The 23,956-nt window shown below is 71.0% G+C and carries 25 protein-coding genes; 16 read left to right on the plus strand and 9 right to left on the minus strand.

Annotation, left to right across the window (positions count from 1 at the left end; all coding sequences use genetic code 11):
• Positions 1-338: 338 nt before the first annotated feature.
• Positions 339-722, minus strand: coding sequence for a hypothetical protein (locus ABZ808_RS14045; RefSeq protein WP_357005362.1), 384 nt, complete (start codon positions 720-722; stop codon positions 339-341).
• Positions 723-1,242: 520 nt separating this feature from the next.
• A complete protein-coding gene (locus ABZ808_RS14050) occupies positions 1,243-2,661 on the minus strand; it encodes an FAD-binding oxidoreductase (RefSeq protein ID WP_357005364.1) in 1,419 nt (472 codons plus the stop codon).
• Positions 2,662-3,202: 541 nt separating this feature from the next.
• Between ABZ808_RS14050 and ABZ808_RS14055 the strand changes: the two genes are divergently transcribed.
• From ABZ808_RS14055 to ABZ808_RS14090, 8 genes are read left to right on the plus strand one after another with little or no spacing between them, the layout of a single operon-like run.
• Positions 3,203-4,246 (plus strand): aromatic ring-hydroxylating dioxygenase subunit alpha, encoded by a 1,044-nt coding sequence (locus ABZ808_RS14055; protein ID WP_357005367.1) that lies wholly within the window; start codon positions 3,203-3,205, stop codon positions 4,244-4,246.
• Positions 4,243-4,461, plus strand: coding sequence for a hypothetical protein (locus tag ABZ808_RS14060; RefSeq protein ID WP_357005370.1), 219 nt, complete (start codon positions 4,243-4,245; stop codon positions 4,459-4,461). Before ABZ808_RS14055 ends, ABZ808_RS14060 begins: the two co-directional genes overlap by 4 nt.
• Positions 4,458-5,414: a PDR/VanB family oxidoreductase gene (locus tag ABZ808_RS14065; protein ID WP_357005373.1), complete on the plus strand. Its 957-nt coding sequence runs from the start codon at positions 4,458-4,460 to the stop codon at positions 5,412-5,414. Before ABZ808_RS14060 ends, ABZ808_RS14065 begins: the two co-directional genes overlap by 4 nt.
• Positions 5,415-5,444: 30 nt before the next feature.
• Positions 5,445-6,206 carry an IclR family transcriptional regulator gene (locus tag ABZ808_RS14070; protein ID WP_357005376.1) on the plus strand — a complete coding sequence of 254 codons (762 nt, stop codon included), beginning with the start codon at positions 5,445-5,447 and terminating at the stop codon, positions 6,204-6,206.
• A gap of 50 nt (positions 6,207-6,256) precedes the next feature.
• Complete coding sequence (locus tag ABZ808_RS14075; RefSeq protein ID WP_357005379.1) at positions 6,257-7,183, plus strand: SDR family NAD(P)-dependent oxidoreductase; 927 nt, start codon at positions 6,257-6,259, stop codon at positions 7,181-7,183.
• 51 nt (positions 7,184-7,234) lie between these two features.
• Positions 7,235-8,137 carry an amidohydrolase family protein gene (locus tag ABZ808_RS14080; protein WP_357005381.1) on the plus strand — a complete coding sequence of 301 codons (903 nt, stop codon included), beginning with the start codon at positions 7,235-7,237 and terminating at the stop codon, positions 8,135-8,137.
• Positions 8,134-8,586 (plus strand): MaoC family dehydratase, encoded by a 453-nt coding sequence (locus ABZ808_RS14085; protein ID WP_357005383.1) that lies wholly within the window; start codon positions 8,134-8,136, stop codon positions 8,584-8,586. Before ABZ808_RS14080 ends, ABZ808_RS14085 begins: the two co-directional genes overlap by 4 nt.
• 58 nt (positions 8,587-8,644) lie before the next feature.
• A complete protein-coding gene (locus tag ABZ808_RS14090; protein ID WP_357005385.1) occupies positions 8,645-10,168 on the plus strand; it encodes a long-chain fatty acid--CoA ligase in 1,524 nt (507 codons plus the stop codon).
• Here the strand turns inward: ABZ808_RS14090 and ABZ808_RS14095 are convergent.
• The 7 genes from ABZ808_RS14095 to ABZ808_RS14125 form a co-directional block, all read right to left on the minus strand.
• Positions 10,092-10,979, minus strand: a complete 888-nt coding sequence (locus ABZ808_RS14095; protein WP_357005387.1) for a PaaX family transcriptional regulator C-terminal domain-containing protein — start codon at positions 10,977-10,979, stop codon at positions 10,092-10,094. The genes ABZ808_RS14090 and ABZ808_RS14095 overlap by 77 nt on opposite strands.
• A gap of 36 nt (positions 10,980-11,015) precedes the next feature.
• Entirely contained in the window at positions 11,016-11,828 is an 813-nt protein-coding gene (locus ABZ808_RS14100; RefSeq protein WP_357005390.1) for an ABC transporter ATP-binding protein, read from the minus strand.
• Complete coding sequence (locus ABZ808_RS14105) at positions 11,821-12,645, minus strand: ABC transporter permease (protein ID WP_357005395.1); 825 nt, start codon at positions 12,643-12,645, stop codon at positions 11,821-11,823. The genes ABZ808_RS14100 and ABZ808_RS14105 overlap by 8 nt, the downstream gene beginning before the upstream one ends.
• Positions 12,642-13,442, minus strand: a complete 801-nt coding sequence (locus tag ABZ808_RS14110; RefSeq protein WP_357005399.1) for an ABC transporter permease — start codon at positions 13,440-13,442, stop codon at positions 12,642-12,644. Before ABZ808_RS14110 ends, ABZ808_RS14105 begins: the two co-directional genes overlap by 4 nt.
• 72 nt (positions 13,443-13,514) lie before the next feature.
• A complete protein-coding gene (locus ABZ808_RS14115; RefSeq protein ID WP_357005402.1) occupies positions 13,515-14,489 on the minus strand; it encodes an ABC transporter substrate-binding protein in 975 nt (324 codons plus the stop codon).
• A 205-nt stretch (positions 14,490-14,694) separates the two neighbouring features.
• The gene (gene pobA, locus ABZ808_RS14120; protein WP_357005405.1) at positions 14,695-15,867 is read right to left on the minus strand and encodes a 4-hydroxybenzoate 3-monooxygenase; all 1,173 of its coding nucleotides are present in this window, start codon (positions 15,865-15,867) and stop codon (positions 14,695-14,697) included.
• A 23-nt stretch (positions 15,868-15,890) separates the two neighbouring features.
• Positions 15,891-17,351 (minus strand): benzaldehyde dehydrogenase, encoded by a 1,461-nt coding sequence (locus tag ABZ808_RS14125; RefSeq protein WP_357005408.1) that lies wholly within the window; start codon positions 17,349-17,351, stop codon positions 15,891-15,893.
• Positions 17,352-17,663: 312 nt separating this feature from the next.
• Between ABZ808_RS14125 and ABZ808_RS14130 the strand changes: the two genes are divergently transcribed.
• Genes ABZ808_RS14130 through ABZ808_RS14165 form a run of 8 tightly spaced genes read left to right on the plus strand, consistent with a single transcriptional unit; the run spans position 17,664 to position 23,940 of the window.
• Positions 17,664-18,482, plus strand: coding sequence for a CoA-transferase (locus ABZ808_RS14130; protein WP_357005411.1), 819 nt, complete (start codon positions 17,664-17,666; stop codon positions 18,480-18,482).
• 38 nt (positions 18,483-18,520) lie between these two features.
• Complete coding sequence (locus tag ABZ808_RS14135; RefSeq protein WP_357006767.1) at positions 18,521-19,288, plus strand: CoA-transferase subunit beta; 768 nt, start codon at positions 18,521-18,523, stop codon at positions 19,286-19,288.
• A gap of 12 nt (positions 19,289-19,300) precedes the next feature.
• A complete protein-coding gene (gene pcaH / locus ABZ808_RS14140) occupies positions 19,301-20,053 on the plus strand; it encodes a protocatechuate 3,4-dioxygenase subunit beta (RefSeq protein ID WP_357005414.1) in 753 nt (250 codons plus the stop codon).
• Complete coding sequence (gene pcaG / locus ABZ808_RS14145) at positions 20,046-20,618, plus strand: protocatechuate 3,4-dioxygenase subunit alpha (RefSeq protein WP_357005416.1); 573 nt, start codon at positions 20,046-20,048, stop codon at positions 20,616-20,618. The genes pcaH and pcaG overlap by 8 nt, the downstream gene beginning before the upstream one ends.
• Entirely contained in the window at positions 20,593-21,933 is a 1,341-nt protein-coding gene (gene pcaB / locus ABZ808_RS14150) for a 3-carboxy-cis,cis-muconate cycloisomerase (protein ID WP_357005418.1), read from the plus strand. Before pcaG ends, pcaB begins: the two co-directional genes overlap by 26 nt.
• On the plus strand, positions 21,930-22,709 hold the full coding sequence (gene pcaD / locus ABZ808_RS14155; RefSeq protein WP_357005420.1) for a 3-oxoadipate enol-lactonase: 780 nt from the start codon (positions 21,930-21,932) through the stop codon (positions 22,707-22,709). The genes pcaB and pcaD overlap by 4 nt, the downstream gene beginning before the upstream one ends.
• Complete coding sequence (pcaC, locus tag ABZ808_RS14160) at positions 22,706-23,086, plus strand: 4-carboxymuconolactone decarboxylase (protein ID WP_357005423.1); 381 nt, start codon at positions 22,706-22,708, stop codon at positions 23,084-23,086. The genes pcaD and pcaC overlap by 4 nt, the downstream gene beginning before the upstream one ends.
• A complete protein-coding gene (locus ABZ808_RS14165; RefSeq protein ID WP_357005426.1) occupies positions 23,083-23,940 on the plus strand; it encodes an IclR family transcriptional regulator C-terminal domain-containing protein in 858 nt (285 codons plus the stop codon). The genes pcaC and ABZ808_RS14165 overlap by 4 nt, the downstream gene beginning before the upstream one ends.
• Positions 23,941-23,956 lie beyond the last annotated feature (16 nt).

A 23,956-nucleotide genomic window follows, 5' to 3' on the forward strand; every position in this document is an offset into this window, starting at 1 on the left:
AACGTCCCCCGCCACTCCTCGTGGCCACCTCGCCCGACAGCATCCACCCGCTCGGGTGTGAATGCCCCCTCCACGCCGTGTCCCATCGCTGCCCGCCACGACGGGCCGAATTCGTCGAGCGACTGCCAAACGCCGAGTACAGACAGCGCCGCGATGGCGGCGACCAGCACACCGACCAGGAAGTAACGCGCTACTTGCCGCACGTTCCTCGCGAACCCGCCCTGAGACTTCAGCATGTAGACCAAGGCGAGTCAGGCCGCGTGACAACCAGCAGGACCAGGAGCTTCATGATCGGATCGTACGAGCCCGGGTCACCTCGGACGGCGGAGGGCACGGGGTCACTGAGGACGTTTGTCCTCGACGTGTACGACGTTAAGTTCATGGCCGTCCTGGTCTCGCTTGCCGCGCCCGTACAGACCGACTGCCAGGTCGCTGTCGTCCGAGATCTCGTCGGGCCCTACGTAGGTCAGCACATCGTTGTGGTGGCCGTAGACCACCCAGCCCGGACCGGGATCGACGGTGATGGTGCCGAAGTCTGCGGCAGGCGAACCGATGTGGACGGGGCCGTACTCGCGCAGGATGTCGACGGCCTGAGCGGCGAGGTCAACGCCGGGGCCGGGGTCTGGCAGGACGACGCACGTGCCGTTGGCGAATACGACCCAGGACTTGCCGTCCCCTTGGATGATGCGGCGCCAGGTTCCGGCGAGATCGTGTTCGGACATGACGATCATGATTCCCGAGATGACGCACCAGCGCTATCCGCGAAGCGTGCGCGATGCGACGGTCAACACGGGCGACAGGCCTTCAATCCCCTCCGCAGCAAGAGTAGAAGCGCGGTTGGGGTGGTACTGAGCCGGCCGTGGGAGTCTGCGGCCATGGCGCCCGAGGTTGTTCAGGATGTACCACGGGTTGCCGCGATGACGTCGATGACGGGGTCCGGCGTCGTCACCGGGGGGTGGTCTGATTCCGTGGCCACCACGGAGTCGTTCGCCGCGTTGAGCCTGACCGGCGCGGGAACTGCCTACGGCGGCTGAGCCGGCACCGTCGGTGGACAAGGGAAGAGGAAAATGTCCTCGCCGGGAACGAGCGGTCAGGCGAGCAAACACTCCCGTAGATGACTTGCGGAATGCCGTGCGTAGCAGGGCTATCCAGGTCAGGGGCGGCGACCGGGGCCGCATTGCGGCGAGGGGTGCTGAGTGGTCGCCGTGACTGCCTCTCAGCACCCTTCCGCCATGCCCGCCCCTACTCGTTCGAACCCGGGATGATGTTGTGGTTTACGCGAAAGATGTTGGTCGGGTCGGAGCGGCGCTTGATCGCAGCCAGCCGCTCGTACGTCTGCGGCGGGTAGGTCGCCTGAACCCCTTCCGCAGTGGCGTCGCTGGCGCCCAGGAAGTTCACGAACCGCCCGCCGGTGCTCCACGGCTGGATGGCCTGCAGCAGGCGGGTCAGGTAACCCTGGAACGCCTCGGCCTGGTCCGGGCCACCGATCGCGACGGTATAGAAGGTGAAGGCGGCGTCCCCCAGGTCGATCGCGTTCGTTGGCTCGGGACGGCGGCCGAGGGCCCCACCGAGGTGCCGGATCTCCAGCACGGTCAGCGGGCTGCCCGTGCCAGGGCCGGCCTGGGCGATGATCGTGTCGACCAGTTCCGGGGTGAACTCCCGTAGCAACGCTGAGCGGTCCACGAAGGGGATCGGGGTCGGCGGGTCGGCGTGGATCGATCCGACCGCGCTGTACGGCATGTCGGTCACCGAGTCGATCAGCGGCGGGGTGACCGCGCGCAGCGGGGCGATCAGCCGCTCGCCCTCCTCAGCCGCGCCGAGGTAGGCGATCCGTACGTGCGCCACCAGCCGGCCGCGGAGCGGCTCGGGTACCTCGGGGGTCGGTGGCAGCTGTAGCAGCGCGACCGACGAGGTCAGCTCGTCCGGCACGCCGGCGGTCCACCGTCCCCACGCCTTGAGTACCTCGGCGGCCTGCTCGCCCGGGAAGAAGAGGCCACCGCCGTAGAGCCGGCGCACCGGGAAGAGGGCGAACTCCAGCGCGGTGACCACCCCGAAGTTGCCCTTGCCGCCGCGCAGCGCCCAGAACAGCTCCGGCTCGTCGGTCGCGGTCACCGTGCGGAGCTCGCCGTCCGCGGTGACGATCTCGATCAGGTGGACGTGGTCGGAGGCGAAGCCGAAGGTGCGGCCGATCGGGCCCAACCCACCGCCGAGCGTGTAGCTGACCGCGCCGACGGTCGGAGACGCTCCGTTGAGCGGCGCAAGCCCGTGCGCGGTCGCCGCGTCCACGACCTGCTGCCACCGTACGCCGGCCTCGACCCGGGCGGTACGCGCCTCGGCGTCGATGACCACCCCGTCCATCCGGCGGGTGGTGATCAGCAGCGCTCCGTCCGAGGGGAGCGCAGAGTGGCCGGTGGCGAGCACCCCGACCGGCAGGCCGTGCTCGGCGGCGAAGCGGACCGCGGCCTGGACGTCGGCGGCACCCGCGGCGCCCACCACGAGCGCCGGCTGCTGCGGGATCGCGAGGTTGTACGACGCGCACTCGGCGTCGTACCCGTCGTTGCCGGGCAGCAGCACGGGTCCCGCCGTCTGGGCGGCGAGCCGTGCCACGGCAGCCTCGGTGACCGGGGTGCGGCCCTGGGCTGGATTGTTGCGCGGATTCATCTATTCTTCGCCTTCCTCAAGGTCAGGGCGCGTGTCCGTAACCGGATGTGATCGTGCGCCGATAGTTCGAAAATCGAGCCATCCTGAGAGCCTTTTCACACCCGTGAAGCGCCTGGCCAGGAGGGTCGACGCCCTGCTCAACGGGCCAAGGTCAACCCGGAAACCGGCACGGACCGATGCTTGATTCAATAGGTTCGCGTCAATAGATTGAGGGCGGGCCCGCCCAGCCCACCGAGCACACCACGATGGTGGCCATGACCGACGCCGCCGACGGCAACCGGGACCTGCGGCTGGGCGGCCAGAACGGTGCCCTGCGGTGAAACCGCGCCTCCGACGACGCGACACTGCCCGAGCAGAGCCCGGCCGGGGGTGGCGCAGAGCCTCGCCATGGGCGCCAGCCGGATCGGCTGCTGACCCCCGCGACGAGACGCGGTGGCCGGACCGGCGCTCTTTCACCCAGTGAAAGCGCCGGTCCCGGCCGGGGGCAGCGCACGGGATGATGCGGCTTCATCGACGTACGTCCACGAGGAGGCCCGCTCTCATGGTGTTCGCCCGCAACCAGTGGTACGTGGCGGCCTACGGCAGCGAGGTCGGGCGGAACCTGCTCGCCCGCACGGTGCTCGGTGAGCCGCTGGTGCTGTATCGCACCGGTGCCGGCGAGGCGGTGGCGCTCGCCGACCGGTGCGTGCACCGGCGCTACCCCCTGTCGGAGAGCCGGCTCGACGGCGACACGATCGTCTGCGGCTACCACGGCTTCACCTACGATCCGACGGGAGCGTGTGTCTTCGTACCCGGTCAACAGCGGATCCCGCGGACCGCGCGGGTCGCCTCGTATCCGGTGGTGGAGCAGGATTCTCTGATCTGGGTCTGGATCGGTGACCGGGAGCGGGCCGAACCGGCGGCGATTCCCCGCGCCCCGTGGTTGGCCGACCCGCGGTACGCGGTGGTGCGGGGCATGGCGCCGCTGAACGCGCGATACGGCCTGCTCGTGGACAACCTGATGGACCTGTCCCACGAGACCTATCTGCACGGCGGCTACATCGGCACGCCGGAGGTGGCGAACACCCCGATCACCACCGAGGTCGACGAGGACCGGGGCGTCGTCTACGTGAGTCGGCACATGGACGACGCCGAGTGCCCCCCGTTCTACGCGCGCTCGACCGGGATCCAGGGCCGGATCACCCGATGGCAGGACATCGAGTACCACCCGCCCTGCCTTTATCTCCTGCACAGCCGGATCGCGCCGCAGGGCGTCCTCCCACCCGCCGAGGGCGAGGACAGCGAAGCGTTTCACGCCGAGATCGTGTACGCCATCACCCCGTCGACCGAGAACACGACCTACGACTTCTGGGCGGTGGCGCGCGACTTCGCGATCGACGACGAGTCGGTCAGCGCGTACCTGCACCAGAGCAACCACACAGTGGTCATGCAGGACGTGACAGCGCTCAACATCCTGGAGCAGGTGATCGCGGCCGAGCCGGACCGGTACCAGGAGTTGAGCATCAACATCGACACCGGTGGCCTGGCCGCGCGGCGGTTGCTGGCCCGGATGGTCGGGTCGGGGACGGTGGGAGCGACGCGGTGAGTTTTCGCGCAGGTGTGCTCACCGGGGACCGGGTCTACCGGATCCACTGGGTGCCGGGCAGCGACACCCTGCGGGGGATCTGCCACTGCGGCGCCGAGCGCGTCGCCGAGGAACCTGTCGAGTTGTGGGAGTGGTTGCTCGCCCACCCGGAGGGCCACCGGGCGGCGGCCGTGCCGGTGCCCGGCCCGCCGAGCCGGCTGGCGGTACGCGCGTGACCGGGGACGAGTTGGCCGGTGTGGGGCTGGTGGTCGCGGGGCGGGACCAGGTGGCGGCGGAGGTCGTCGAAATCAGCCTGTGTCGCCCGGGCGGCGGTGAACTGCCCGAGTGGACGCCGGGCGCGCACGTCGACCTGGACCTCGGCGCCGGGCTGGTACGCCAGTACTCCCTCTGTGGCGATCCGGCTGACCGGGCCGCCCTGCGCATCGCGGTGCAGCGTGAGCCCGCCGGGCGTGGCGGCTCACGGCTGGTGCACGAGCGGCTCACCGTCGGCGCGAGCGTCCGGGTGCGCGGGCCTCGCAACAACTTTCCGCTTGTCACGGCGCGGCGTTACCTCTTCGTGGCCGGCGGAATCGGCATCACGCCGATCAGACCCATGGTCGCCGCCGCCGACGCCACTGGCGCCGACTGGAAGCTGGTGTACGGGGGACGCAGCCGCGCCACGATGGCCTTCGCCGCAGCCCTGCGGGAGAAGTACGGCGACCGGGTGAGCCTGCACCCGCAGGACGAGTGCGGGTTGCTCGACCTGGCCGGGTTGCTCGGCCGGCCCGACACCGGGCTCGTCTACTGCTGTGGGCCGGAGCCACTGGTCAGGGCGGTGGAGGAGCACTGTCGCGGCTGGCCGCCCGGCTGCCTGCACGTCGAGCGCTTCACCCCGCTGGATGACGCCGTCGGCGGGGAGGAGACGGCGATCGAGGTCGAGCTCGCGCTCTCCGGGCGGACGGTGACGGTGCCGCCGGGCACACCGATCCTTCAGGCGGTGGAGGAGGCCGGGGTGCAGGTCCTCTCGTCCTGCCGGGAGGGCACCTGCGGCACCTGCGAGACTCCGGTGCTCGCCGGCACTCCGGAGCATCGCGACAGCCTGCTCACCGAGCAGGAGCGGGCCGCCGGTGACACGATGATGATCTGCGTCTCCCGGGCCCGTACGCCCCGGCTCGTGCTGGAGCTGTGACCGGCCGGCGCGGGCGGGGATGATGGCGAGATGCGGGCGCAACCGGGGCGGTCGGTGACCAGCAAGGTGCTGGCGTTGCTCGGCGCGTTCGACCCCGCGAGCGCGGCGCTGACCCTGAGCGAGCTGGCTCGTCGCACGGGGTTGCCGCTGTCCACTGTGCACCGCCGGGCTGCCGAGCTCGTCGAGTGGGGGGCGCTGGAGCGCGGCGACGACGGGCGTTACCGGATCGGTCTGCGGTTGTGGGAGGTGGGCTCGCTCGCCCCGCGCGGTCTGGGGCTGCGGGAGCTGGCCCTTCCGGTCATGGAGGACCTGTACGAGGTGACTCACGAGAACGTCCAGCTCGCCGTCCGGCAGGATCTCGAACTCGTCTTCATCGAACGGATCGCCGGACGGCACGCCGTACCCGTGCTCACCCGCGTCGGCGGCCGATTCGCGCTGCACGCCACAGGCGTCGGGTTGGTTCTGCTCGCGCACGCGCCCGTGGACGTGCAGGAGCAGGTGCTGTCCGCGCCGCTGGAGCGGTACACCGACCTGACCATCACCGACCCGGGGCGGCTGCGTCGCTGCCTCGCCGAGGTGCGGCGGGCCGGGTACGCGGTCAGCGATCGTCAGGTCACCATGGACGCACTCTCGGTGGCCGCGCCGATCCGCGCGCCGGAGGGTGTGGTGGCGGCGATCTCACTGGTGGTCGCCCATGACCGGGCTGACCCGGTGGCGCTGGCCCCGCTGGTCCAGGCCGCGGGCCGGGTGCTCTCGCGGACGCTGGGCAGCTCGGGCGCGGGTCTGGTGTAGACATACTGCAAATCGTTGACGCCCGATCAAATTCTGCATAACGTTGCCCCATGTCACTTGCCGGCAAAGTCGCCATCGTCACCGGTTCCGGGCGGGGTCTCGGCCTCGCCTACGCCCAGGAGCTGGCGCGGCGGGGCGCGTCCGTCGTGGTCAACGACATCGACGCCGAGGTCACCACGGACGCCGTGGAGGCGATCCAGGCATCCGGCGGCCGAGCCGTCGCCGTTGTCGCACCGGTCGGCCCGACCGAGACCGCGAAGGCACTCGTCAGCACGGCGGTCGAGCACTTCGGGCGGCTGGACATCCTCGTCACCAACGCCGGCGTCCTCCGCGACACCGTGCTGTGGAAGATGAGTGACGATGACTTCGACACTGTCATCAACGTGCACCTGCGCGGCACCTTCACGACCGTGCGTGAGGCGGTGCAACACATGCGGCAGGTCGGCGAGGGCGGCCGGATCATCTGCATCGGGTCACCCACGGGACAGCGGGGCAACTTCGGCCAGACCAACTACGCCGCCGCCAAGGCGGGCATCGTCGGCATGGTCCGCACCTGGGCGCTTGAGCTCAAGCGGGCGGGCATCACCGCCAACGCGGTCGTCCCGGTCGCCGCGACCGCGATGACCGCCACCGTCCCCTACTTCGCCGCAGCGGTGCGGGCCGAGGCCAACGGCGAGCCGATGCCCTCCTTCTTCCGGCACGAGCTCGGGTTCGGCACGGCGGACGACGTGGCCGGGCTGATCGCGTTCCTCGGCTCCGACGCGGCGGCGTCGGTGACCGGGCAGGTGATCGGTGTGGGAGGCGACCGCCTCCAGATCTGGACCCACCCGGAGCCGGCGCTCTCCGCCCACCGCGAGGGCGGCTGGACCTACGAGGCGCTGGAGGACGCCTGGCCGACGACGTTCGCCGGGGCCACGCAGAGCGTCGGTGAACACTTCCCCGAACTCCCCGAGGAGTTCAAGCCCGCGACCGACTGACCCGCCCGACGAGGCCGCGCGACGAGGCCCGCCCGACGAAGGTTGCCGCCCATGTACCAGCCCGCGATCGACCTCGACACCGTCACGGCGATCGACATGCACGTGCACATCGAGGTCGACGACCACGGTCACGCCTCACTGCCCGAGCCGCTCGTGGCAGCCGTATCGACGTACTTCCGGACGGACGGGCCACGACCTGCCGTCGACGCGGTGGCGCAGTACTACCGCGAGCGCACCATGGCCGCCGTCGTCTTCACCGTGGACGCGCGTACGCAACTGAGGCACCAGCCGCTGTCCAGCGCCGACATCGCCCGCGCGGCAGCCGAGCACGCCGACGTGCTCATCCCCTTCGGGTCAGTCGACCCACGCACCGGCGAAGCGGCCCTCGAACTCGCCACCCGACTGATCGAGGAAGAGGGCGTACGCGGCTTCAAGTTCCACCCCACCGTGCAGGGCTTCGATCCCAGCCACGACGAGTACGCGCCGCTGTGGAGCCTCCTTGAGCGGGCGGGCGTTCCGGCGCTCTTCCACACCGGGCAGACCGGCATCGGGGCGGGTACACCTGGCGGCTACGGCCTGCGGCTCGGTCTGTCGAACCCGATGTTGCTCGACCCGATCGCGGCGGACTTCCCCGACCTGCAGATCATCATGGCCCACCCGTCGGTGCCCTGGCAGGACGAGGCCCTGTCGGTGGCCACGCACAAGCACAACACGTGGATCGACCTGTCCGGCTGGAGCCCGAAGTACTTCCCGGCCGAGCTGGTGCGTTACGCCAACTCCGTGCTGAAGCGACGGGTGCTCTTCGGCACCGACTACCCACTGCTCACCCCCGACCGGTGGCTGCGCGACGTGGCAACCACCGACCTCAAGCCGGACGTGCTCCCGGGCATCCTGAAGGACAACGCGGCCCGGTTGCTGGGTCTTGCCCGGGAACGACGAGAGGAAGCGCCATGACGACGACCATCACCTACGACCAACTCGCCCACCTCGCCGGCACCGATCTCGGCCACAGCGCGTACCGGACGGTCACCCAGGACCAGGTGAACCTGTTCGCCGATGCCACCGACGACCACCAGTGGATCCACGTCGACCCCGAGCGGGCGAAGTCCGGGCCGTTCGGCGCACCGATCGCCCATGGTTTCCTCACCCTCTCGCTGGCCGTGCCGTTCTGGACCGAGCTGCTCGAGGTCAAGGGCGTGTCCACGAAGGTGAACTACGGCCTGGACAAGGTGCGCTTCCCCGCGCCGGTCGTGGTCGGGTCGCGGGTGCGTATGCAGGCGACCATCGTGGAGGTCGTCGAGGTTCGCGGCGGCTACCAGTTGGTCGTCGACCAGACGATCGAGATCGAGGGCGGCAGCAAGCCCGCCGTCGTCGCGCGGGGGCTCTACCGCTTCTACGCCTGAGCCCGGGGCGTCCACCGAGCCGGGTGAGCACACCACCTTCACCACCAGGAGGTTGTTGATGCACCAGCACGGAATCGGCGCCTGGATGGCCAAGCGCCGCCTCAAGTCCCCGGACAAGGTCGCCCTCATCCACGGCGAGGGGGCGACCATGACGTACGGACAGTTCGCCGACGGCGTGGACCGCATCTCGGCTGTGCTCCGGGAGTGGGGCGTCGGCAAGGGTGACGCCGTCGCCTACCTCGGTGAGAACAGCCCGGACCTCCTCCAGACGATGTTCGGGGCCGCGCAGATCGGGGCCGTCTTCGTCCCGGTCAACACCCGGCTGGCACCACCGGAGATCGCCTACATCCTCGGCGACTGCGGCGCGCGGGTGCTGATCCACGACCCGGACTTCCTGGTGCCGGTGGCCTCCGCCGCGCCGGCCGCCCGGACTCCGCACGTCGTCGTCACCGGCGAGGGCGCCGCAACCAGCCCGGGGCTCGCCGCGCTGGCGCGGGCCGCTGACGGGTTCACCGGTCATGCCGTCACCACCCACCGGGATCCGGCGGCCATCGTCTACACCTCGGGCACGACCGGCAGGGCCAAGGGGGCCGTGCTGACCCATGGCAACCTCACCTGGGTCGCGCTCAACTGCGTGGTCGACTACGACGTCGTCTCGACCGACGTCGCGCTCATGATCTCGCCGCTGTTCCATGTCGCCTCGCTCGGCATGGGCGCCCTCCCCGTCATCCTCAAGGGCGCCACCATGGTCCTGGAGAAGAACTTCGAGCCGGGCCACGCGCTCGCGCAGATCGAGCGGCACGGTGTCACCATGCTCAGCGGCGTGCCGACCACCTACCAGCTGATCGCCGACCATCCCGCCTGGGCCCGCACCGACCTGTCGACGCTGGCCAAGCTCACCTGCGGAGGTTCGGCGGTGCCGGCCCGCATCCTCAACGCGTACGAGGCGCGGGGCCTGTCGTTCTCACAGGGTTACGGCATGACCGAGGCCGCGCCGGGTGCGACCGCGCTGCCACCGGCGATGACCCGCGCCAAGCAGGGCAGCGTCGGTCTGCCGCACTTCTTCACCGACGTGCGGATCACCGACGGCGCCGGTGCCGTGGTGCCCACCGGCGTCGTGGGCGAGATCGAGATAGCCGGGCCCAACGTCTTCCCCGGCTACCACGGGCTCCCGGAGGCGACCGCCGAGGCGTTCACCGCCGACGGGTGGTTCCGCTCCGGCGACCTGGGCCACCTGGACGACGACGGTTACCTCTACATCTCCGGCCGACTCAAGGACATGATCATATCGGGGGGCGAGAACATCTACCCGGCCGAACTCGAACACCTGCTCGGCGAGATCGACGGGGTCACCTCGGCGGCGGTCATCGGCGTGCCGGACGACCGCTGGGGGGAGGTGCCGTGGGCGATCGTCACCGTACGGGAGGGGGTGTCCGTGGACACCGACGCCGTGCGGGCGTGTCTCGACGGCAGGATCGCGCGCTACAAGCTGCCGAAGAACGTCGTCATCGTGGACGAGTTGCCGCGGACCGCGTCGGGGAAGGTGCGGAAGGCTGACCTGAGGGCCCGCTTCGGCGCCTAGCCGTCGGACGGGCGGCGACGAGCTCGGCGAACTCCGCGGTGGACGCCTCGGCCAGCCTGTCGTGCATCCGGCGGTAGGTCTCCGCCGAGCGGGTGGCCGGCCACTGCGCGTCCATGAACTCGGCCGGCAGCCTCGGGTCTTCGCGCAGCAGCGCCAGCCAGTCGGCCACCAGCATCGTCCGCACGGTCAGAGCGCTCGGTGCCATGGTCGCGGCGGCCGGGTCGTCCCACACCTCGATGAACGCGAGGTGCGCGCGCCGGATCGCCTCGATGTCCCAGGCGGCGCGCACGCTCTCGGCGATCGGGAACCCGGCGAGTTCGCGGGCGTGGAAGGCGACCACGGCGTTGGGCGCGAGATCCTGCTGTAGCGGCTCCAGCGACCCGGCGAGGTCGATCTCTCCGGGTGCCAGCCAGAGCCCGTCGCGCAGCGGCGCGAAACCCTCCCAGGTGAGGATCGAGCGCAGCCGGTGCCGCAGCATCCGCTGGCCCTCCGGGATCGAGAAGGTGACAAGGGTCCACCCGCTGCCCTGGGGGTCGAACGGCCGTGGGCCACGGACGCGGTCCGTCGCCTCACGGAGCACCGCGGCCCCGTGCTCGGTCAGCGAGAACAGGGTCTCCCGGCCACTCCTGGTGCGCGCGAGGATGCCGCTGTGCACGAGACGGTCGAGGGTCGCACGGGTCGCCGGTGCGGCGACGTCGGCGCCCTCCAGCACGCTGATCAGGGCGCTCGCCCGGATCGGCCCCGTGGCGTTGTCGACAACATGCTCGCCGAAGAAGGCGAGCAGCAGTTGTTTCGGCTGACGACTACCCACGGCCCTCCCTCCGACGAACCCGTTGTCCCGGCGCGATCACGACGTGGCCCCCGGCGCCATAGCCTGCCCGCGCTTGGCCCGCTGGATCTGGTCGTAGACGTGCGTCCGCAGTTGCGTGAAACGGGGTAGGGCGCGGGTGGTGATCTGATCGCGCTCCGGCGGCAGATCGACCGCGAGATCCTCTTGGATCCAGGTCGGCGACTTGGACAATACTAGAACGCGCTGACCGAGATACACCGACTCGTCAATGTCGTGCGTGACGAAGAGGATCGATATCTCGCGGCTCGTGTGCAGCTCGCGCACCAGATCCTCCAGGTCCGCCCGGGTCTGCGCGTCCACCGCGGCGAACGGTTCGTCCATGATCAGAATCTCCGGCTGGTACGCGAGGGCCCGGGCGATCGCCACGCGTTGCTGCATCCCGCCGGAGAGCTGCCACGGGTGGCTTCGCGCGGCGTGCGCCAGGCCCACCGCGTCGAGGGCGTCGACGACCAGTTGGTTGCGCTGCGCGCGGGAGAGCTGCTTGTGTCGCAGCGGAAGCTCGACGTTGCCGCGCACCGTCAGCCACGGGTAGAGGCTGCGACCGTACTCCTGGAACACGACGGCCATGGCGGGGCTCGGCCCGGTCACCGGTGAGCCGTCCATCTCGACCACACCACTTGTCGGCCGCAGCAGGCCGGCGAGGCACTTCAACAGGGTGGTCTTGCCGCACCCGGACGGCCCGACGATGCAGACGAGTTGACCGGCGTCCATCGTGAAGCTGATGTCCCCGATCGCCTCGACGTCGCCGGTCGTCGACTCGTAGACCTTTCGCAGGTGCTCCACCCGCAGCAGGGTGCTCCGATCAGGCACGGTTGACCTCCCTGATTCCGTGGTACCAGCGCAGGACGCGCCGTTCGACGAGACCGAAAACTACGGCGAGCAGGATGCCGACGAGGCCGAGCAGGAGGATGCCGCTCCACATCTCGGCGATGAGGTAGTTGCGCTGGAAGTAGGCGATCCGGTAACCGAGCCCGGAGGACGACGCGAACATCTCGGAGATGACCATCAGGATGAGCGCGACCGAGAGGGCCTGGCGGACCCCGGCCATGATGCGCGGGCTGGCGGCCGGGAGCACGAGGAACCAGAGCCGCTCCCACCAGGTGACCCGGAACGAGTCCGCGGTCTCCTTCATGACGCTGTCCGTGGCCCGGACGCCCTCGATCGTGTTCAACAGGATCGGCCAGACCGCGCCGGAGACGATGACGACCACCTTCATGGTGTCCGTGATGCCCAGCAGGAGCATGGCCACGGGGATCAGCACCGGCGGCGGGATCGCCCGGATGAACTCCAGGAGCGGTTCGAGGAGTTCGCGCAACCAGTGGGCCAGGCCGATGACGGTGCCGGCGGCGATGCCGAGCACGATCGACGCGGCGACGCCGAGGCCGAGGCGGGCGAGGCTCGGCAGCACGTCCTCGACGAACGCGGGGCCTACCCACGTGTCCAGGAACGCTCGGGAGATCGTCAACGGGTCGGGAAAGAACCCGCTCGTCGCCCTCGTCGACGCCAGCCCCCAGATCACCAGGAGCAGCATCGGCAGCCCGAACGCGTTGAGCAGGCTCACCACGAGGCGGGATCCGACGGTGCGGCCGCGCGGCGTGGCGGCGATCCGACCGGTGTACGCGGTCACAGCGCCTCCTCCCCTCGTACGGACTGGTGCCACGACAGCACCCGACGCTCGACGAACCGGAAGACGAGATTCACCAGCAGCCCGAGCAGGCCGGTGACCACGACGAGGGCGTAGAGGCCGGTGGCGTCTCCGGCGGACCGGGACAGCTCGATCATGCGCCCGAGGCCGGGGTTGCCGATCACCATCTCGGCGGTGATGGCGAGGATGAGCGCGACCGCCGCCGCGAGCCGCAGGCCCGTCATGAGGTACGGCAGGGTGGTCGGCAGCACGAGGTGCGTCAACTGTTCACGCCGGGTCAGGCCGAAACTGCGAGCGGTGTCCCGGGCGACGGCGTCGACGTCGGCGACGCCGTAGATCACCTGCACGAACACCTGCCAGAACGACGCGTAGATGATGATGACGAGGGCGGCACGCATCTGGATGCCGAACATCAGGACGGCGAGCGGAATGAGGGCGACCGACGGGATCGGACGCAGGAACTCGACCATCGTGTGGGTTGCCCGCCGCAGGGGCGGCACCAGGCCGACGACCGTGCCGAGGACGACCGCGGCGATCGTCGCCACCGTCAGGCCGATCGCCCAGGACGTCATGGTGCTGCCCAGTCGCCGCCAGAAGGCGAGGTCGACGACCTGCTCGACCAGTCGCGCCAGCACGTCGGTCACGTACGGCAGGTAGTCCGGGTTGATCAGACCCAGCGTCGGGATCATCTGCCAGACGACGAGGAACCCGGCCAGGCCGGCGACGCCCAGAAACGCCTTACGTAACGCGCGCAGGCGTCGGGCGGAATGGACGCGCATGTCACCTCCGTTGTCGCGCGACCGGCGACGCCCTCCCCGGCCCGGGGAGTCGGGGAGGGCGGGAGCGCGCGGTTACTGCTGTTGGATGAGGCGGTCGAAGTTGGGTTGCTGGTCGAGCACCTTGTACTTCTGCGCGAGTTCGGTGAGCGTCTGCAGGCTCGTGCGGTCGATCTCCCAACCGAACTCCGGGAGTTTCACCGACTCGGCCACCGGCGGCGGCAGCTGAAGATTGTCCTTGATGGCCTGTCGGACGGCCGCCTCGTTGGCGGGGTCCTTGGCCCACTCCAGGGTCTTCTTCATCGCCGCCGAGAAGTCCTCGACCAGTTTGGCGTCCTTCTCGGTCCGTTCCTTGGTGGTGATCGTGGTGAGGGTGGCCAGACCGGGCACGACCGCCTGGTAGGGCGCGACGACGAAGGTGTCGCCGCGGCTCTTCAGTTGCGTGACGAAGGGCTCGGGCACCCAGGCGGCGTCGATGTTGCCCGCCTCCAGTTGGGCCGGGGCGTCCGGGAAGGCGACCTCCACAAATTTGATCTTCGTTGGGTCGCCGCCGTCCTTCTCGACCGCCGCCATGATCGTCACATCGCCGGCGGCACCGAGGCTGTTGACCGCGACCCGCTTGCCCGCCAGGTCGGCCGGCCGCTTGATGCCGGACTTCGCCGAGGCCACCACGGCGTTGATGTCGTCGCCGGTGGCGTAGGAGGAGGCGTAGTTGCCGATGATGACGACGCCGAGGTTGCGCAGGTCGGCCCGGAACGGGCCGAAGGGCTGGCCGATCGCGAAGTCGATGTCGCCGTTCAGCAGGGCGGGGATGGACTGCGCGCCACCCTGGGCGGGCAGCACCTCGACCTGGAGCCCGCGCTCGGCGAAGATGCCCGCCTTGATGCCGCCCCACAGCGCGGCGGTCTCGGTGATGGGCAGCGCGGCGACCCGTACCTTGCGCAGTTCGCCAGAGGTCTGTTCGGACGGGTTGGACGCGTCGGAGTCGGTACATCCGGTGAGGGCGATCGCGGTAGCGGCGATCAGCCCGAGAGCCAGAACCTTCTTCATTGACGAGGCCCTTCCTGGGCAGGGGTGGTGGGGTGCGTCAAGAGCCGGCGGATGCCTCGGATCTGCAGGTGGACTACCGCTGCGTGGGGGCACGCCGCTGTGCTGGCCATGGTCAGTCACCCTGGCATTGAATGTCAAGAATTTTCTGACGCCCGTCAGGAATAGGTTGAACAATGCTGCGCTGCCGCTCGGGCTGCCCAGGCGGTCAGACCTCGGGAAGGCCCACGTAGTTCTCCGCCAGGCTCGTGGCGTAGGCGCGGGAGGTGGCGACGTACCGCAGGGTGGCGGTCTGGAGGTTCGCCTCGTACGGGTCGTCGCGCTCCAGCCGGTGCAGCATCGAGGTCATCCACCAGGAGAAGTGCTGGGCTCGCCAGACCCGGCGCAGTGCGGTGGCCGAGTAGGTTTCCAGCAGCTCGGTGCGCCCCTGGTCGTACCACGCGGCGAAGGCGTCCCCGAGCAGCGCGACGTCTGCGAGGGCCAGGTTCATGCCCTTCGCGCCGGTCGGGGGGACGATGTGCACGGCGTCCCCTGCCAGGAACAACCTCTGCCACTGCATCGGCTCGACGACGAAGCTGCGCATCGGGGTGACGGATTTCTCCAGGATCGGCCCCTCGTTGAGTGACCAGCCCGGCACCGTCTCCAGCCGCGCCCGCAGCTCCGCCCAGATCCGCTCGTCCGGCCACGCCGCGATGTCCTCGTCGGGCGCGACCTGGAGATAGAGCCGCGAGATCTCCGGCGAGCGCATGCTGTAGAGGGCGAAGCCCCGCTCGTGGTTGGCGTAGATGAGTTCCTCCACCGCCGGCGCGGCGGCGGCGAGGACACCCAGCCAGGCGAAGGGGTACGTCCGTTCGTAGGTGGTCAACACGCCGTCGGGCACCGCCCCTCGGCTCACCCCGTGGAACCCGTCGCAGCCGGCCACGAAGTCGCACCGCAGCTCCTCGTCGCGGCCGTTCCGTCGAAAGTGGACGACCGGCGAGTCCGAGTCGAGGCCGTCCAGGCGTACGACGTCGGCGTCGAAGAGGATCGAGCCGCCGGCCGCGAGTCGGGCGGCGATCAGATCCTTGACCACCTCCTGCTGCCCGTAGACGGTGATCGCCCGCCCGGTCAGCTCCGTCATCGGCACCCGGTGCGACTCCCCGGCGAACCGCAGCTCGATGCCCTCGTGTCGCAGCCCCTCGCGGTGCAGGCGCTCGCCGAGGCCGGCGCGGGTCAGCAGGTCGACGGAGCCCTGTTCGAGGACGCCCGCCCGGACCCGGTGCTCGACGTAGTCACGGCTGCGACTCTCCAGCACCACGGATTCGATTCCGTGCAGGTGCAGCAGGTGCGACAGCATGAGTCCTGCCGGCCCGGCTCCCACGATGCCGACCTGGGTACGCATCTGCGGCATTCTCCTCTCCGATGTCAGAACGGGTACCGCGTGACGGTGCCCCGCACGGTGAGCCACTGGGTCTCGGTGAACGCGTCGACGTTCGCTGCCGGCCCGCCGAACCGGGAGCCGGTGCCGGAAGCCCCGACCCCGCCGAACGGCGCGACGGCCTCGTCGTTCACCGTTTGATCGTTTATGTGCACGATCCCGCTGGGAATCCGGTCGGCGAGGGCCATCGCCTTCATCACGTCGCGGCTGAGTATGCCCAGCGACAGGCCGTACTCGGTCTGCCGGGCCAACGCCACGGCCTCGTCCTGGTCGGCGAAGGCGATCACCGGCGCGACCGGGCCGAAGACCTCCTGGGCGTACGCCGGTGTCGTGGGGGTGACGTCGGCGAGCACCGTCGGCCGGTAGAACAGCCCCTCGTACGTGCCCCCGGCCGCCAGCCGGGCGCCCGCGTCGACGCTCGCCGTGACCAGAGAGTGGATCTTGTCGCGTTGGCGCTCGTCGATGATCGGCCCGAGCGCCACCTGCTCCTTCGCAGGGTCGCCGACCGGCAGGTGGTTCGCCTTATCCGCCAACAGCTCGACGTACCGCTCGGCCAGACTCGCGTGCACCAGGTGCCGGCCGGTGGTCATGCAGATCTGACCCTGGTGCAGGAAGGACCCCCAGGCGCCGGCGGAGACCGCGAGGTCCAGGTCGGCGTCGTCGAGGACGATAAGCGCCGAGTTGCCGCCGAGTTCGAGGTGCGCCCGTTTGAGATGGCGTGCGGCCGCCTCGCCGACCGCGCGGCCGGCCGCGGTCGAACCGGTGAAGCTGATCACCCGTACGTTCGGGTCGGCCACCAGCGCCTCTCCGGTCTCGACCCCGCCGGGAAGGACGTGCAGCAGTCCGTCGGGCAGGCCGGCCTCCTGGAAGACCCGGGCGATCGAGACGCCGCCGCAGACCGCCGTGCGCGGATCGGGCTTGAGCACCACGGCGTTGCCCAGCGCCAGGGCCGGGGCGACGGAGCGGGTGGCCAGGATGAGCGGGAAGTTGAACGGCGCGATGACGCCGACAACGCCGACGGGCAGCCGGCGAGCCAGGCTGAGCCGCGGTTGCGCGCTCGGGATGATCTCGCCGAGCGGGTGCGAGGCCAGCGCCGCAGCCTCGTAGCATTCCTGCGCTGCGGTGTCGGTCTCGACGGCGGCCTTGGGCGGGATGGACCCGGACTCCCGCACGATCCAGTCGCCGATCTCGGCGGAGTGCCGCTCGAACAGCAGCCCGGCCCGGCGCAGCACTGCGGCCCGCTCGGCGTAACCGGTGGCGGCCCAGGTCCGCTGGGCGGCGGCCGCGCGGGCGCAGGCCCGCGTCACGTCGTCGGCGTTCGCCACGCCGACCTGGCCGATCTCCTCCCCGGTGGCGGGGGAGCGCACCGGCGCCGTGCCACCGGCCGGCTCAACCCAGCCGTCGCTGTGGAGCGTGCCCTGCCAGATCGTGGCGTCCAGCAGTGTCATGGGGTCCTCCTGGGAGCGTGGGGCCGATGGGGGTGATCCCGGGCGCGACCGGGCGGGGCGGACCGCCTTCGCAAGGGGCCGGAAGCTGTTCGCTCACCGAACGGCCGTTCTCTTCATGAACGTTGGCACGCGGTCCGGCTCGCGTCAACGCATCGCCCGGAGTGAGTTCCGTGCACGGTGGACGGTGCGCCTCGGGCCGGACGAACCCGTCGTTGACGGATGCCGTTGTCCGCCGTACGTTCGATATGGGGACGGCAGTTCGCATAGCGAACGCCCGGCGATGCCAAGGTTTTGCGGGAGGCGGGGAGGCTCATGGCGACGCTCGTCTCGCTGGCCGACGGGGTGGCGGACCTGGTCCGCGACGGCGATGTGGTGGCCCTGGAAGGGTTCACGCACCTCATCCCGTTCGCCGCCGGCCACGAGATCATCCGTCAGGGACGGCGGGACCTGACCCTGGTGCGGATGACCCCCGATGTCATCTACGACCAGCTCATCGGCGCGGGATGTGCCCGTCGCCTGGTCTTCTCCTGGGGCGGTAACCCGGGCGTGGGGTCGCTGCACCGCTTCCGCGATGCCGTGCAGCACGCCTGGCCGAATCCGCTCGAGCTGGAGGAGCACAGCCACGCCGGCATGGCGAACCGCTACGTGGCCGGGGCGTCCGGGCTGCCGTTCGCCGTCCTGCGCGGCTACACCGGCACCGACCTGCCCCGGCACACCGCCAACATCCGGCCCATCACCTGCCCCTTCACCGGAGAGACCCTCACCGCCGTCGCGGCCCTGCGTCCCGACGTGACAGTGGTGCACGCGCAGCGCGCCGACCGGGCCGGCAACGTGCAGATGTGGGGCATCACCGGTGTGCAGAAGGAGGCGGTGCTCGCCGCGCACCGCTCGCTGGTCACCGTCGAGGAGATCGTGGACGAGTTGGCTCCCGTGCCCGGGCAGGTCGTCCTGCCCGGCTGGGCGATCACGGCCGTGGCCGAGGCACCCGGTGGCGCACACCCCTCCTACGCCCACGGCTACTCCGTACGGGACAACGACTTCTACCGGGCGTGGGACGCGGTCAGCCGGCACCGCGACACCTTCCGCGACTGGCTGGACCAGCACGTGCACCGGGCCGGGGCGGCGGCGTGAACGAGCAGACCACACCGGCGGCCTGGACCGCGGACGAGATGATGACCGTCGCCGCGGCCCGCCAACTGCGCGACGGCACCGCCTGTTTCGTCGGAATCGGGCTGCCCAGCACCGCGGCGAACCTCGCCCGGGCCACGCACGCCCCGAACCTGGTGCTCATCTACGAGTCCGGCTGCCTCGGCGCCAAGCCGGACCGGCTTCCGCTCTCCATCGGGGACGGTGTCCTCGCCGACACGGCCGACGCGGTGGTGTCGGTGCCCGAGGTGTTCAACTACTGGCTCCAGCCCGGCCGGATCGACGTGGGCTTCCTCGGTGCCGCGCAGCTCGACCGGTACGGCAACATCAACACCACGGTCGTCGGAGGTGACTACGACGCCCCGGAGGTCCGGCTTCCCGGCGCCGGGGGAGCCCCGGAGATCGCCGCCTCCTGCCGCGAGGTCGTGGTGATCGTCCGGCAGAACCGCCGGACGTTCACCGAACGGGTCGACTTCGTCACCTCGGTCGGCTACGGGTCCGGCCCGGGTGACCGGGAACGGCTCGGTCTACGCGGCGGCGGGCCACGCCTGGTGATCACCGATCTCGGCGTCCTCGAACCCGACCCGGTCACCTGCGAGCTGACGCTGACCCGCCTGCACCCCGGGGTGACCCGGGAACAGGCACGCGCGGCCACCGGCTGGGACCTCGCCGTCGCGGAGCGGCTGACCACGGGCGAGCCGCCGACGGCACAGGAGTTGGCGGTGCTGCGTGCCCTGGAGGCGACGAAGCAGCCAGGGCCGCAGCGGCAGGCCGTGGCACCGGAAGTCTGACGGGAGACGACCATGACCCAGAACTCCGTCCACCGGGCCGACACCGGCCTGGTGCTGCCGCAGTACCGGCGGGACGACGTCGACGCCCACCCGCCTCTGCTCAGCCCCGGCTACAAGTCGACAGTGGGGCGGGCGCCGAAGCACCCGCTGACCTACCTGCCGCAGCGGCTGACCGAGATCACCGGGCCGCTTCTGGGGGAGGGGCGGCTCGGCGACCTCGACCACGACCTGACCCGGCAACACGACGGGGAGCCGCAGGGGCAGCGGATCATCGTGCACGGGCGGGTCCGTGACGGCGACGGCCGACCGGTGCCCCACACGCTCGTCGAGATCTGGCAGGCCAACGCCGCCGGCCGGTACCGCCACGCGAGCGACACCTGGCCGGCACCGCTCGACCCCCACTTCGAGGGAGTCGGCCGGGCGCTCACCGACGAGCGGGGGCACTACCGGTTCATCACTGTGCAGCCCGGCGCCTACCCCTGGCGCAACCACGACAACGCCTGGCGGCCAGCGCACATCCACTTTTCCCTCTTCGGCCGCGCGTTCACCCAGCGCCTGGTGACGCAGATGTACTTCCCGGGCGACCCGCTCTTCTTCCAGGATCCGATCTTCAACTCGGTCCGCGACCCGGACGCCCGCAACCGGATGGTCGCCCGGTACGACCACGCCACGACGGTGCCGGAGTGGGCGCTGGCGTACGAGTTCGACATCGTGCTGCGGGGCCGGGCGAGCACCCCCTTCGAGGGCGAGGACGACGATGAGTGAGCGGTTGGGTGTGACGCCCGCGCAGACCGTCGGGCCGTACCTGCACATCGGTCTGCGCTGGTCCGACGGCCCGTACGTCGTCCCCGAGGGCACGCCGGGGGCGTTCTGGATCCGCGGCCGGATCCTCGACGGCGCCGGGGAGCCGGTGGTCGACGCGCTGGTGGAGAGCTGGCAGGCGGACCCGGACGGCCGTTTCGACCACCCGGACGACCCGCGCGGGGCACGACCGCCGGCGCTGGCGGGCTTCCGTGGCTTCGGGCGCAGCGAAACCGACGGGCAGGGGTGGTACGAGCTGCTGACCGTGAAGCCAGGGTCGTTGCCCGACCCGGACGGCGGCACCGAGGCACCCCACCTGGCCCTGTCGGTCCTCGGTCGAGGGCTGCTGCACCGCCTCGCGACCCGGCTCTACTTTCCCGACGAGCCGGCCGCGAACGCCGACGACCCCGTCCTGCGCAGCGTGGACGCCGACCGTCGGCACACGCTGCTGGCCAGTCCCGCGCCGGACGGACTCCGCTTCGACATCCATCTCCAGGGTGACCGTGAGACCGTCTTCTTCGCCGTCTGAGGGCCTGCTTGGCGGCCTCTCCGGCGCCCCCGACGTCGACCCGGAACTCAGCGATACGGCCCTGCTGCGGGCCATGCTCGACGCGGAGGCCGCGCTCGTCCGGGCCGCGGCGGACGTCGGCGTCCTGCCCGCACCGGCGGCCGACGCGATAGTCGAGCAGTGCCGCGCCGAACGGTACGACACAGCGTCCCTCGGCCGGGCGGCCGACGCCGCCGGCAACCCGGTCGTCCCGCTCGTGCGGGAGCTGACCGCCGCCGTGCCCGAGCACGCCCAGGGCTGGGTGCATGTCGGCGCGACCAGCCAGGACATCCTCGACACCGCGCTGAGCCTGGTGGCAGTACGGGCCCTCGGTCCGCTGCTGCGCCACCTCGACGCCGCCGTGGACGCCGCCGCCCGGCTCGCCGACACCCACCGGGACACCGTGCTGGTCGCCCGGACCCTCGGGCAGCAGGCGGCACCCACCACGTTCGGGCTCAAAGCCGCGGGCTGGATGACAGGCCTGGTCGACGCCCGGGACCGGCTCCGGCAGGCGGGCGCCGCCCAACCCGCGCAACTCGGCGGCGCGGTCGGCACCCTTGCCGCGCTCGGCCCGGCCGGCCCGGACATCGCCGAGCGCTTCGCGGCGAACCTGGGCCTGCCCGCCAGCCCGCTGCCCTGGCACACCCGCAGACAGCCCCGGCTCGACCTGGCCGCCGCCCTCGGTGGGCTTCTCGCGGCCACCGGCAAGGTCGCGCTCGACGTCGGGCTGCTGGCCCAGACCGAGATCGGCGAGGTCGCCGAGGGCGGGGCCGGGCGGGGCGGCTCCTCGGCGATGCCGCACAAGCACAACCCGGTGGACTCAGTGCTTATCGGCTCCGCCGCGCGGCGCGCTCCAGGCCTCGTCGCCACGCTGTTCGCCGCCGCCGTGCAGGAGCACGAACGGGCCGCCGGCGCGTGGCACGCCGAGTGGGAGCCGCTGCTCGATCTGCTGCACCTGGCCGGCGGTGCCGCCAGCCGGTGTGCGCGGATGCTGGCCGAGCTCCAGGTTCGCCCGGAGCGGATGCGCAGGAACCTCGACGCCACGGGTGGGCTCGTGCTCGCCGAGGCCGTCGCCGCGCGACTGGCACCCGGCCTCGGCCGCAGCGCCGCACACGACCTTGTCACCCGCGCCGCCGCCGCACCCTCGTTCCGCGCGGCCCTGCTCGCCGACCCGCAGATCCGCGCCCACCTGTCCGAGGCGCAGGTCGACGAGGCGCTCGACCCGCACCGCTGGCTCGGCTCGGCCGGCCGGTTCGTCGACCGCGCCCTGGCCACCGTGCGAGGGCCGCGGACGTGACGTCGCGGCTGCACACCACAGTGGACGGCCCGGCCACCGCACCGGTGCTGCTGCTCGGCAGTTCCCTCGGCACCACCGGCGCGATGTGGGAACCCCAGGTGGCGGCCCTCGCGCAACGGTTCCGGGTCATCAGGTACGACCACCTGGGCCACGGCCGCTCGGTGGTGCCGCCTGGGCCGTACACGATGGATCTTCTGGGCCGGGAGTTGCTGCGGACGCTGGACGACCTCGACGTGCCGTGGGTCCACTACGCGGGTCTGTCCCTCGGCGGCATGGTCGGCATGTGGCTCGCCGCGCACGCGCCCGACCGGGTGCGGCGGCTGGCGCTGTTCTGCACGTCGGCGTCGCTCGGTCCGCCCGCGCAGTGGTGGGATCGGGCGGCGACAGTACGAGCCGCCGGGCTGGGGGCCATCGCCGACGCTGTGGTGACCCGCTGGTTCACTCCCGACTTCGCCGCCGCCCGACCGGATGTGGTCGCCACCCACCGCGCCATGCTGACCGCGACGTCCCCCGCCGGCTACGCCGCGTCCTGCGAGGCGATAGCCACGATGGACCTGCGCCCCGACCTCGGCCGGGTTGTCGCGCCGACGCTGGTCGTCGCGGGGGCGGACGACCCGGCCACCCCGCTGGAGCACGCCCGCGAGATCGTCGGGCGGATCCCGGGGGCCCGGCTGGCCGTGGTGCCTGCGGCGGCGCACCTGGCCAACGTCGAGCAACCCGAGCAGGTGTGTCGACTCCTGCGGGACCACTTCGACGAGGAGCCTGGTGGACGATGAACGACCGCGAGCGGCACGAGACAGGCATGACGGTACGCCGGCAGGTGCTGGGTGACGCGCACGTCGATCGCGCGGTGGCCGGCACGGACGACTTCACCGCCGACTTCCAGGACTTCATCACCCGCTACGCGTGGGGAGAGGTCTGGACCCGGCCGGGCCTGGATCGGCGTACCCGCAGTTGCATCACCCTCGCCGTGCTCGCCACTTTGCACCACGACGAGGAGTTGGCGATGCACGTCCGCGCCGCGCTGCGCAACGGACTGAGCCCGGCGGAGGTGGCGGAGGTCCTGCTGCAGGTCGGCGTCTACGCTGGCGTACCGGCGGCCAACCGGGCGTTCAAGGTGGCCCGGGAGGCCCTGCGGCAGGAGGCCGGGTGAGCGTGCGCGCGGAGGCGACGAGATCGCCGGAGTTCGTCCAATCGCTGGAGCGCGGGCTCGCGGTGATCCGGGCGTTCGACGCCGACCACCCGCAGCTCACGCTCAGTGACGTGTCCAGGAGGACCGGGCTGACCCGGGCCGCCGCGCGCCGGTTCCTGCACACCCTGGTCGAGTTGGGTTACGTGCACACCGACGGCCGCCTCTTCTCGCTGCGGGCGCGGATCCTCGAACTCGGCTACGCGTACCTGTCGAGCCTGAGCCTGCCCGAGGTCGCGCAGCGGCACATGGAGGCGCTTGTCGCGCAGGTGCGCGAGTCCTGCTCCATGTCGGTGCTCGATGGCGACGAGGTGGTCTACGTCGCCCGCGTCCCCACCAAGCGGATCATGACGGTGGGGATCAGCGTCGGCACCCGGTTTCCCGCGTACGCCACGTCCATGGGCCGGGTGCTGCTCGCCGCCCAACCGGCGGACTGGTTGGACGCCTACCTCGCCAAGGCGGAGCTGCGGCCGTTGACCCGGCGCACCATCACCGACCCGGGGAAGCTGCGGACCGTCCTGACGAAGATCGCCACCCAGGGGTACGCGATCGTGGACCAGGAGTTGGAGGAGGGGCTGCGTTCCCTGGCCGCGCCGATCCACGGCGAGAACGGCGCGGTGGTGGCCGCGGTGAACGTCTCCGCGCACGCCTCCCGGGGGTCCTTCGAGGTGATCCGCCGGGACCTGCTTCCGCCGCTGCTGCTCGCCGCGAAGCGGATCGAGGAGGACGTCCGGGGCGGCCACACCCGGGCAGGTGCCGACCCGTCCGCCACCCACGTCGAAGGCGCGGGCCACCCGATTCGACAAGCCAGCCGATGAGCGAGGTCCGGCGGCG

It is taken from the genome of Micromonospora sp. NPDC047527, from assembly GCF_040643015.1.
Classification (GTDB): Bacteria; Actinomycetota; Actinomycetes; order Mycobacteriales; family Micromonosporaceae; genus Micromonospora.